This is a genomic window from Gluconobacter oxydans, assembly GCF_006539685.1.
GTDB classification, from domain to species: domain Bacteria; phylum Pseudomonadota; class Alphaproteobacteria; order Acetobacterales; family Acetobacteraceae; genus Gluconobacter; species Gluconobacter oxydans.
The window spans coordinates 1-7,061 of the sequence record NZ_BJNM01000052.1 but is presented as its reverse complement, the minus strand read 5'-3'; the positions used below and the strand labels follow the sequence as shown (position 1 = coordinate 7,061).

General features: G+C 60.3%; 9 protein-coding genes. 4 read left to right on the top strand and 5 right to left on the bottom strand.

Annotation, left to right across the window (positions count from 1 at the left end):
- The coding region (locus tag GOX01_RS11930) for a transposase (protein ID WP_141259263.1) at positions 1 to 322 on the top strand (322 nt) is incomplete at its 5' end.
- Positions 323 to 582: 260 nt separating this feature from the next.
- On the opposite strand, the gene GOX01_RS11925 is transcribed toward GOX01_RS11930, so the two are convergent.
- The 4 genes from GOX01_RS11925 to traA form a co-directional block, all read right to left on the bottom strand.
- A complete protein-coding gene (locus GOX01_RS11925) occupies positions 583 to 1,248 on the bottom strand; it encodes a DUF6118 family protein (RefSeq protein ID WP_062268847.1) in 666 nt (221 codons plus the stop codon).
- Between the two features lie 123 nt (positions 1,249 to 1,371).
- Positions 1,372 to 1,764, bottom strand: coding sequence for a type II toxin-antitoxin system VapC family toxin (vapC, locus tag GOX01_RS11920; protein ID WP_048848569.1), 393 nt, complete (start codon positions 1,762 to 1,764; stop codon positions 1,372 to 1,374).
- On the bottom strand, positions 1,761 to 1,955 hold the full coding sequence (locus GOX01_RS11915; RefSeq protein WP_010516209.1) for a type II toxin-antitoxin system VapB family antitoxin: 195 nt from the start codon (positions 1,953 to 1,955) through the stop codon (positions 1,761 to 1,763). Before GOX01_RS11915 ends, vapC begins: the two co-directional genes overlap by 4 nt.
- A 54-nt stretch (positions 1,956 to 2,009) precedes the next feature.
- Entirely contained in the window at positions 2,010 to 5,099 is a 3,090-nt protein-coding gene (gene traA / locus GOX01_RS11910; RefSeq protein ID WP_062268845.1) for a Ti-type conjugative transfer relaxase TraA, read from the bottom strand.
- Positions 5,100 to 5,195: 96 nt separating this feature from the next.
- Between traA and GOX01_RS11905 the strand changes: the two genes are divergently transcribed.
- From GOX01_RS11905 to GOX01_RS11895, 3 genes are all read left to right on the top strand, one after another.
- A complete protein-coding gene (locus GOX01_RS11905) occupies positions 5,196 to 5,555 on the top strand; it encodes a conjugal transfer protein TraD (protein WP_174787492.1) in 360 nt (119 codons plus the stop codon).
- 64 nt (positions 5,556 to 5,619) lie between these two features.
- Entirely contained in the window at positions 5,620 to 5,877 is a 258-nt protein-coding gene (locus GOX01_RS11900) for a conjugal transfer protein TraD (RefSeq protein ID WP_062268851.1), read from the top strand.
- Positions 5,874 to 6,248, top strand: coding sequence for a hypothetical protein (locus tag GOX01_RS11895; protein ID WP_062268843.1), 375 nt, complete (start codon positions 5,874 to 5,876; stop codon positions 6,246 to 6,248). Before GOX01_RS11900 ends, GOX01_RS11895 begins: the two co-directional genes overlap by 4 nt.
- A 401-nt stretch (positions 6,249 to 6,649) precedes the next feature.
- Here GOX01_RS11895 and GOX01_RS11885 read toward each other — a convergent pair whose 3' ends face one another.
- The gene (locus GOX01_RS11885) at positions 6,650 to 7,057 is read right to left on the bottom strand and encodes a DUF2442 domain-containing protein (RefSeq protein ID WP_062268849.1); all 408 of its coding nucleotides are present in this window, start codon (positions 7,055 to 7,057) and stop codon (positions 6,650 to 6,652) included.
- Positions 7,058 to 7,061 lie beyond the last annotated feature (4 nt).

The following is a 7,061-nucleotide window of genomic DNA, read 5'->3' as shown; positions in this document are numbered from 1 at the left end:
TACGGCCTCAAGTGTTTGGGCAGACACCGCATATCGCTCGAAAGCCAATGAGGACTTCATGGACAAAGAGGGTTTCGTCTCGAAAATTCACAGGAAAAAGCCGTATCTCAAGCCTATGCCTCGCCATATTCAGCGGTCCAATGCAGGGAAATCAGTGATCCGCTCGCGCGTCGAGCATGTCTTTGCCGATCAGAAATCGCAGATGGGTCTGTTCGTCCGAACCGTGGGTATTACCCGGGCCAACATGAGGATCGGGCTGGCCAATATTGTCTACAACATGCGCCGCTTCCTCTTCCTCGAGAGGTTGAACGCGAGCGCGTAGCCATCCCACTGGCGATAGCCCGCGATCCGCTCAAAACGCAGAGCGAAAACGAACCCCGGAAACCCTCAATCAAATCACCAAAAAACTAAAATCACGAACCAAACACATCAATCAAGGGTTCTTCGATCCCTCCAGGTCAAAAGTGACCCAAAGCACCGTCAATCAAATCGACAAAACCCAGAAATCACGGGTCACGCACATCAATTGACGGTTCTTCGATCCCTCCAGCTGGATTTCTTTGATATTGAAGAGCGTCTTGCTCACTCAGACGGAACGGTGATGATACAGGGTTGCTGAGTTTTTTCCTGTCCCGTTTCTGCTTTCCGACAAGCGGCAATCCTGTCTCTATTCGCCGCCGCCAGTTGGCTTGCCTGAAGAACCTGCTGCCACCCTTGGGGATTATCAACCGCCATCATCATAGACCCCGAATGCCAGCGATCTTCTTCCCCAACGATAAAGGACGCCACCCGCGTTCCAACAGACGACGGTAAACGCGACGCTAAAACTGGGGACACTCCAACTCCCACAATGAGGCATACCAATCCAACACCCAGTAACCACCAGCTCTGCTGCTCCTGATGCCTGGACTGACCAATAATAGACGCCAGCGCCTGACGCTCTTCCCGAACCTCATTCATCGCCTTCTGAAAGGCTGTCTGCATTTCCTGACTGGCGGAGAGGCCTGCCTGACGGATCCCCTGACCATAGGCCTGTGGCGTCATTTTCAGCGTGGGGTTGGTCTCAATCGCTTGCATCTGCATGCCGACCACATTCATAGCCTTCACGACACGGGCCAGATCCTCTGTGTAATCCGGAGGCCGATTGTCCCACCATGCCTGCGGCAACGCTTCCACGCTGCGCCGGAGTACCGTCATTTCAGCGCACAGATCCTCGAACGCACGTGCTGCTGGATCTGTCTCAGACATCAGACATCCTCCCACGGATTGAAAAAACGCACACCGACCTCACGACCGATGGCCCCCAGAAGCGATCCCAGCCGAACGGCCGCTTCTTTTTTCTGCATGTCCTCTCCAGTCACCTCGCTGAAATCAGACAACCCGTTCTAGCCCCAGATGTGTCACAAACGGATCAAAGTCCCGGTCACTGTAAAGGAGCCGATACCCGCTTACGATACATCGTGTGGCAATCAGGGTATCAATGGTTTTCCGGATGGTGATGCCTCTGGCACGCAGGTCACGGAAATATCGTGCTGCCTCGATCATGACATCACGCCCCCCGATCTCCACCAGATCCAGAGCGCCAAGCAGTCTCCGCGCCTTGTTGAAATCCCGTTCGCTCGCAAATCCCTGAAGAACTTCCGTCATCATCAGATCCCCAATGGCGACCAGTTCCTCTCCCAGCAACCGGTCCAGAGCATCAACCTGTGGCGTCACCGTACCCCTGAAAAAATCGATCCAGACCGATGAATCGACCAGAATCATACGTCGGAACGCATGGCGTCGAGATCACCCCGCCACTCCAGCCTGCCCTTCATGGAACGCAGTTGCCGCTGCTGATTCAACTTGATCAGCGTCCGCAATCCGAGTTCGACGGCTTCTTTCTTGGTTTTGACGCCAGACGCCTTCAGCGCATCTGTCATGAGGGTATCGTCAATAATGATGTTGGTTCGCATGATGTGTATCTCCAGTGAAAATTATACACATCAACATATCCTCTCTCAAGCAGATTACATCCCCATATCCATACCGCGCGACCTGGACCGCGACAGGGACTGCTCCCGCTGATGAGGATGCAGCCCGTGATCGAGCGTCGATCCCTTCCTGATGCCCAGCTCGCGGCTTTTCTCCCGCAGGATGGACTCAAGCTGCGCATCCCGCTTCAATTCCTTGAGCGCCACACCCTGCTGCTCGCGGCTCAGCCCGTCCCAGGTCTTCACAAACCGCGCCGCCCGCAGATCCGGACTCTTCCGCACCCTGTCCTCATGCTCCAGCCCCTCGACCAGTTTGCGCGCCCGTGCCGGACCTTCCAGACCATACAGCGCCTGCCGGATCTCCGGCTGATGCTTCAGCGCCGCTCGCAGATCCACCTCACCGCCACGCCGGACCCGCTCCAGATCCCGCCCGGCTTCAAAAAGCGCCTTCTTCTGGTGCTCCAGCACCGGCAGCTCCTGACGCACCATGCGCTCGGCATCCACCCAGGCCCGCGCATACTGCTCCACCGCCTGCTGAAGCGGATCACCACCCGGCACAAACCCGCCCAGCCCGGCCGGCACCTGCGCGCGCTGCACACGCGGCAGCCGCAACCCGGCAAAGGGCGAGACGGGAGCTTCACGCTCAACCCCACTTTCCCCCTTCCCGGCCCCGGCATCCATCCCGGCCGACACGTCTTTGTCCACCGTCCGCCCACGCCCCCGCACGGACAGGTCCAGCCCGTCGAACATCCCGCGTTTCTGCTGTGCCGACGCAGGCTCTGGCATAGGCACACCTTCGGCCTGCCTGTCCTGCCGGGGGCCAGAGGCGGCCTTCTCACGCTCCACCACGATCTCGCTCTCGGGAACATGCAGCCCGCGCCGCCGCGCAAATCCGGCATCCTGATCCCGGACATGCGGGTAATCCAGCGTGGTATCCTTCAGCCGCTCGCGCGACAGCTGCTTCACCAGCCCGTCAAGGTCGCCCACATCATCCCGGCCCCAATGGACGGACACGCTCTCCCGATGCCGCGATAGCGCCACATAGGCCCCGTGCCGATCCATGCTCCCCGTCGCCAGCACATGCGCCCGATCCACCGTCACACCCTGCGATTTATGGATGGTGGCCGCATAGCCATGATCCAGCGCGTCATACTCCCACATCCGCACGGACACGATCCGGCCAGTCCCAACGCCATCCGGACCATCAAGCTGCACAGAAAGCATGATCCGATCTTCATCCATGCCATACAGCCCACGCACCGTGCCCAGCGTGCCGTTCTTTACCCCCAGGTCCCGATCATTACGCAGGAAATACACCCTGTCCTCATGCGCAAAACGCCTCTCCCCCTGAACCGTCATCACCGACAGTTCGACATCAGCGTCCAGCTCACCCGCCTCCCGCCGGATCTCGCGTGCCGCCTCGTTCAGCGCCCGCACATCGACACGCCGATGCGCCAGCATGATCTGGCTGTCTTCTGGCGCGGCCTGCCGGGCTTCCTCCCACCCGGCCACCACCCCGGCGCGCGCCTCTTCCAGCGTGTCATGTCCGCGCACCAGGCCAGCCGCCTCATAGCGTCCCAGCGCCCTATCCGTCCGCCCGGTCGCAAGCTCTTTCGTGGCCGCCTGCTGCCAGCCTTCACGCTGCCGGCGCACCGTCGTGATCTCCACCGACCCCACCCGCTCGGCCACCGCCCGGAACGCACCACCGGCCTCGATCGCCTGCAACTGCTCGGAATCACCTACCAGCACCACCTTGGCCCCAGCACTGCGCGCGGCCAACAGCACCCGCTCCATCTGCCGTGACCCCACCATGCCGGCCTCGTCCACCACCAGCACGTCCCCGCGCTCCAGCAGGTCGAACCCACGCGCCCACGCACGCTCCAGGGAGGCCAGCGTCCGGCTTTCGATCCCGGCCCCCGCTTCCAGACCTTCCGCCGCGATCCCCGACAGCGCCGCCCCGCGCACCCGGTACCCGGCCTCTTCCCATGCCGCGCGAGCAACACCCAGCATGGTGCTCTTCCCCGTCCCGGCATAGCCGACCACCACGGACAGGTCGCGGGACTTCGTGACCTCGCCCACCGCCAGCGCCTGTTCGTCCCCAAGCCCGTCCCGCGCCATCGCCGCCCGACGCACCGCCAGCGGCACCGCATGCCCCTGAGACTGCCCCATCGCGAGCGACGCTTCTTCCAGACGCTGCTCGACCCCGATCATCGCGCGCGTGGAAAACCGCTCCCGCCCATGCCCGTCTTTCCCGAGCGCGACCAGCTCCGGACATGCCTCCACCCGAACCATGACAGCACTGAACTGTTCTGCATCTGCCGTATGCCGGTCCACGAACCGCGCCAGGTCCTGACGGGTGAATGTGCTCTGCTGTCGGGTCAGCGCCTCCAGCGCCACATGCGGCTCGGCCAGCAACCTCTCGCCATTGCGTCGCGCGATCTCCAGATGGCCAGCTACCCGCTCCGCGTCCTCGCCCCGCTCTTCCCGACGCATGCCGGCCGGACCGATCTTGTTCTGCGGCTCAAGATCGATCCCCTGTGCCACGAACGACCGATGATCGATCCGCACATCCAGGTCCAGTTCAGCCAGCCGTTCATTGGCGAGCGACGCCCATCGCCCCCGCCATGTCAGCAGGAGTTCTTTGTCATTCCACGAGCGTTCTTTCGCACCAAACCCGTTCTCGTCCACAGACCGCGTGGACAGCATCACATGGGCATGGGGCTTCGCCAGTCCATCTTCGCCAATATCCCAATGCACATTGAGATCGGCCACCATGCCGCGTTCCACGAACTGCTCCCGCACGAAATCCCGTGCCAGCGTGATCCCCTGCGCCTGGGTCATATCACGCGGGAGTGCAAACTCCACCTCACGGGCAAGCTGGGCATCCTTGCGCTTCTCGATTGCCTCGACCTCGTTCCATAGGGTCGCACGATCAAGAAACCGTTCCGGCGCGCCATCGGGCAGCAGGATCTCGGAATGCACCACGCCGCTCTTGTTGGAAAAGTCATGGTCGCGATCTAGCCGCAAATCATGCAGGCGGGACGCTGCACGATAGGCTGCCGCCGCCACGGCGCTCCGGCCGGTGGCACGGCTGATGACCTTTGCATGCAGGTGATAGATCGCCATGAGCACGATCCTATCACATCCCTTAAGCGCACGTCACGAAGTGACGTATAAGCGCGCACTCACATTTTACTGCGCCATAAAGGTTGACTTGTCTGGATGAGTGACGCGGTTCTCGCCTGTATGGTAGAGTATGGCACAGACCAGCAGGACAGGGGACCGGAAATGCGCAGGCCACGGGACATTGATGCGGAACTGAAGGCGCTTCAGGAAAAGGCGAAGCAGCTTAAGGCGCAAAGAACCATCCAGCTCGGTGAACTGGTCGAGGCGACGGGAGCCGATACCCTGTCGATCGAGGCGCTGGCCGGTGTACTGCTTGCGGCTATCGAGCAGGCGGACGGCAAACCCGAAGCCGTCGCGAGGTGGACCGAACGGGGGACGGCGTTCTTTCAGGCCGGCGGAAAAAAGAGCGGCCGGAAAGGAAATGGACACGATCAGAACGGAGCTTCTGGCGCTTGAAAGACGGATCAGGAGGCAGGCGGCCCTGATCCATCGCCATCAGGCACGAAAGGCACGGAACGACATGCGCGACTGGGCGAAGGCGCGACGGGAACGCACCCATCATCTGATCGAACTGGGCGGCCTGGTCCAGAAGGCAGGACTGGTCGATCTGACAGATGACGACCGCGCCACCCTGCTCGGGGCCTTCCTGGAGATTGCGGGGCAGCTTCGGGATGGCAGGAATACCGCTTCAGGCGACCTGAAAACACGCTGGAGACGCGCGGGGCTTCATGCCTTCGATGCCGAAAAAGAGCATGCAGAAAGGAAAGAACAGCCATGACGGATAACCTGCCAGACAGACAGGAAGAGCCGGACAATCCTGATGCGGATGAGCGCATGTTTCATGCCTGCTTCTCCATACTCGGAGAGTTCGTGGAACAGGAACTCGGCACAACCTCGCAGGGTTACGATAAAGAGCAGAGCCGTTTGTATCGCGGCTACCGTTTGCACAGTGCCAATGACCGGGACAAGGCGGCGATCGACCTCTGGCTCTGGTACCGTGACGATCTGCCAGGGGAAACCGCTCTGTGCGATCGCAACATCGCCGCTATGACACCAGATAACCCGGTTGATCACGAACAGATCTTACAGAATCTCAAGGACCAGAAATTGCGCAACTTGATCAACATCCGCCGACAGCTCTGGATATGATCAGGAGAGTTATCTTGAAAAAGCGTATACTGACTTTCACTGCCCTGCCGCTTCTCCTCCTCCCGGCATCAGGCTTTGCCCGGAACACAGGAGACTGGCTGCCTCAGTCAGGCGTTAAATCTCCCTATGCCCCCCTGTCGGTACCAACAACGCTCAAACCCGTGCAGGACTCTCTGGCCAATCTGTTGACCAAAGGCTACCGGATTACGACTACAGCGGATTATGGCGGCTCAGAAGCCCTCTTCACGCTGACCCGGCAGAAACAGACCTTACTCTGCGTTTTGACGGCCCCAACTCCGGGAACAGATCAGAATGTTCCGACATCACGCTGCTGGTCCCTGAATTAAAGTTCGCAAAAGTCTACAGGCCTGACGGATTGGAAAAATATCAGAAACCGTGCCTTACGCAACGTTCCTTGGCCGACCGCCTTTAGCACCATTCCGGCGTGCCGCTGCCGTCTTTGCAGGGCTGGCGGATGATCCGCCTACGCGTCCCATCTGTGCTGCCATCCAGCTTCGGGAACCGTAGATACCGTGGATCAGACCTTCGACCAGAACATCGGCATCGAGACGGGGCCAGTGAAGGCCATTACCCAGCGGGGTGATCTCGATCTCGGCTAGATCATTCAGGGAAGCATCCTGCAAATCCTGTAACAGATCCACCGGTACGCTCATTTCAACACCGTTGGAGAGCGTGACATGAAGAGCGCGGCGCGCACGGATCAACCGTGCGGAGACCGCATGAGGAACTGTCGCTCTATGAAGCGCGTCTGCTTCACGAGCAGCCTGATAGTTCACGTTATTCGCCATGTAG

Excerpts from the sequence above, each read along its gene's own strand:
- vapC (WP_048848569.1), bottom strand. The coding sequence starts at position 1,764 with ATGATTCTGGTCGATTCATCGGTCTGGATCGATTTTTTCAGGGGTACG.
- GOX01_RS11885 (WP_062268849.1), bottom strand. The coding sequence starts at position 7,057 with ATGGCGAATAACGTGAACTATCAGGCTGCTCGTGAAGCAGACGCGCTT.
- GOX01_RS11905 (WP_174787492.1), top strand. The coding sequence starts at position 5,196 with ATGAGTGACGCGGTTCTCGCCTGTATGGTAGAGTATGGCACAGACCAG.
- traA (WP_062268845.1), bottom strand. The coding sequence starts at position 5,099 with ATGGCGATCTATCACCTGCATGCAAAGGTCATCAGCCGTGCCACCGGC.
- GOX01_RS11895 (WP_062268843.1), top strand. The coding sequence starts at position 5,874 with ATGACGGATAACCTGCCAGACAGACAGGAAGAGCCGGACAATCCTGAT.
- GOX01_RS11925 (WP_062268847.1), bottom strand. The coding sequence starts at position 1,248 with ATGTCTGAGACAGATCCAGCAGCACGTGCGTTCGAGGATCTGTGCGCT.
- GOX01_RS11915 (WP_010516209.1), bottom strand. The coding sequence starts at position 1,955 with ATGCGAACCAACATCATTATTGACGATACCCTCATGACAGATGCGCTG.
- GOX01_RS11900 (WP_062268851.1), top strand. The coding sequence starts at position 5,620 with ATGCGCGACTGGGCGAAGGCGCGACGGGAACGCACCCATCATCTGATC.